We start from the raw sequence: 2,033 nt of genomic DNA, 5'->3' as shown, positions 1-2,033 counted from the left end.
GGCGGGGGAGTGCCGCGGCGTTGAAGGTGCTGCGGCCCGAGTTGGCGTACGACCCGGACATGGCGCGGCGCTTCGTGCGGGAGGCCGAGGCCGCGAGTGCGGTGCGCGGCAAAGGGGTCGCGCGGGTGCTCGGGGCGCAGACCGAGGGCGGTCGGCCGTGGATCGCCAGCGAGTTCCTGGCGGGCCCCACGTTGCAGGAGGCCGTCGAGCGGCACGGCCGGTTCGAGGAGGCGGGGGTGCGGGCGCTCGGTGCGGCGCTCGGCCGCACCCTGCACGAGATCCACTCCGCCGGCCTGGTGCACCGGGACCTCAAGCCCGCGAACATCGTGCTGACCTCACGTGGTCCGCGGGTGATCGACTTCGGTATCGCCAGGCCCGAGCACGGGCTGACGCTCACCACCACGGGGCAGGTGCCCGTCACCCCCGGATACGGGCCGCCCGAGCAGGTGCTCGGGCAGCGGGTCGGTCCTGCGGCGGACGTGTTCGCACTGGGGGCGGTCCTCACGTTCGCGGCGACGGGCGAGCGGGCCTTCACCGGAGAGCACGTGGCGGCGGTGAGTTACGAAGTGGTGCACGGGCAGCCTCGGTTGGCGGGGCTGCCGCACGCGTTGCTTCCACTGGTGGCGCCCTGTCTGGACAAGAACGCCGCGCGGCGTCCCACGCCGGAGGACGTGGCGCGGGCCTTCGCGCCGCCCAAGGGCGCTGACCTGGCGTGGCGGCGCGGCCCTCTCGCCGGGGAGATAGCCGAGCGCGAGCAGACCGCCGCGCGGATGACCACCCTGCCCGCTGCGGGGGAGCCCGACGGTGCCGGTGCCGGTGCCGTCCGCCCGTCCCGGCGGCGTCTCCTCGCGGGCCTGGCCGGCGGCGGTGTCGTCGTGGCCGTCGGAGGCGGCGCCGGTGCCTGGTACCTGCTCGGCCGGGACGAGGAGGACCCCCACGAGTGGGACGCCGAGCCGCTGGCGAAGTACGAGCCCGGAAAGCCTCCCTCGCCCCTGTGGGGGCCCTTCGAGGTGGCTCGCGAAGGGGCCCCGGCGCCGGTGCCGCTGCGTGACGTCGCGGTCGTCGCGGCGAAGGGTGGCGGCCTGCACGCGTTCGACGTGCGCAACGGCGGGCGGCGGTGGAAGGCCCGCCTGTCGGTGGGAAGCGGGCCGCTGCTCGTCACGGGCGCGGAGGAACCGGTGCTGCTCGCCGCCGACCGGTCCGGCGAGGTCGTCGGCCTCGGTGCGGACGGCAAGGACCGCTGGTCCGCTTCCGCCGACGCCGCCGTCCTGCTCGCCACCGACTCCGAAGCGGTGTACCTGACGACGAAGAGCAACAAACTGCGCGCCGTCAGCCTTACCACGCACAAGCCGCGGTGGACCACGAGGCTGCCGGTCGAGTCGTCGGCCGAACACCCGGCGCGGGCGGTCGTGACGAACGGCCGGCTGGTCGTCCACGGAGCCGACGGCAAGGTGGCGTGCGTGGACACCGGGACCGGCCGCGCCGTCTGGGGTCCCCGGAAGCAGAGCGCTGAGGGCACCGCGCTCACCCCCGCGGCGGGGCGCGACGCGGAAGGCCTGGTCTACCTGGGAGGCCGCCGTCTGACGGCCCTGTCCATGGCCGACGGCTCGCAAAAGTGGGTGCAACCGGCCGCGGAGGACAGTGGCTGGGGCGCGCCCGCCGTACGAGGGAAGGTGCTGTACGCCGCGAACGCCGCCGATGTGGAGGCCCGCCGCACCGCGGACGGCACGGGCACGTGGACGGTCACACTCCAGACGACGACGCTGCCCCTCGACCCGCCGACGATCCAGCGGAACACCGCGTGGGTCGCCATGTACGACGACGGCTCCCACGGTGTGACCGCCGTGGACACCCGCAAGGGCGCCCAGGCGTGGACGTACATCCAGGGGGCCTCAGGACCGTGGCGGTTCGGCGCCGGCGGAAACCGTGTCTTCCTGCTGCAGGGCGGTGTCCTGACGGCCATGCCCGTCGTGTGAGCCACGGGCCGGTACCGCCCGTCGTCGCCCGACGCGACCCACCCCACCCCACCTGGC

Annotated in this window: 1 protein-coding gene; it reads left to right on the top strand. The window is 74.9% G+C overall.

All coding sequences use genetic code 11. The features are described 5' to 3' along the window. A partial coding sequence (locus tag AB8Z75_RS34140; RefSeq protein ID WP_369208904.1) for a PQQ-binding-like beta-propeller repeat protein occupies positions 1 to 1,976 on the top strand: 1,976 nt, incomplete at its 5' end. Positions 1,977 to 2,033 lie beyond the last annotated feature (57 nt).

The organism is Streptomyces sp. PU-14G, from assembly GCF_041028275.1.
Classification (GTDB): domain Bacteria; phylum Actinomycetota; class Actinomycetes; order Streptomycetales; family Streptomycetaceae; genus Streptomyces.
This window is presented reverse-complemented; position numbering and strand designations above follow the sequence as displayed.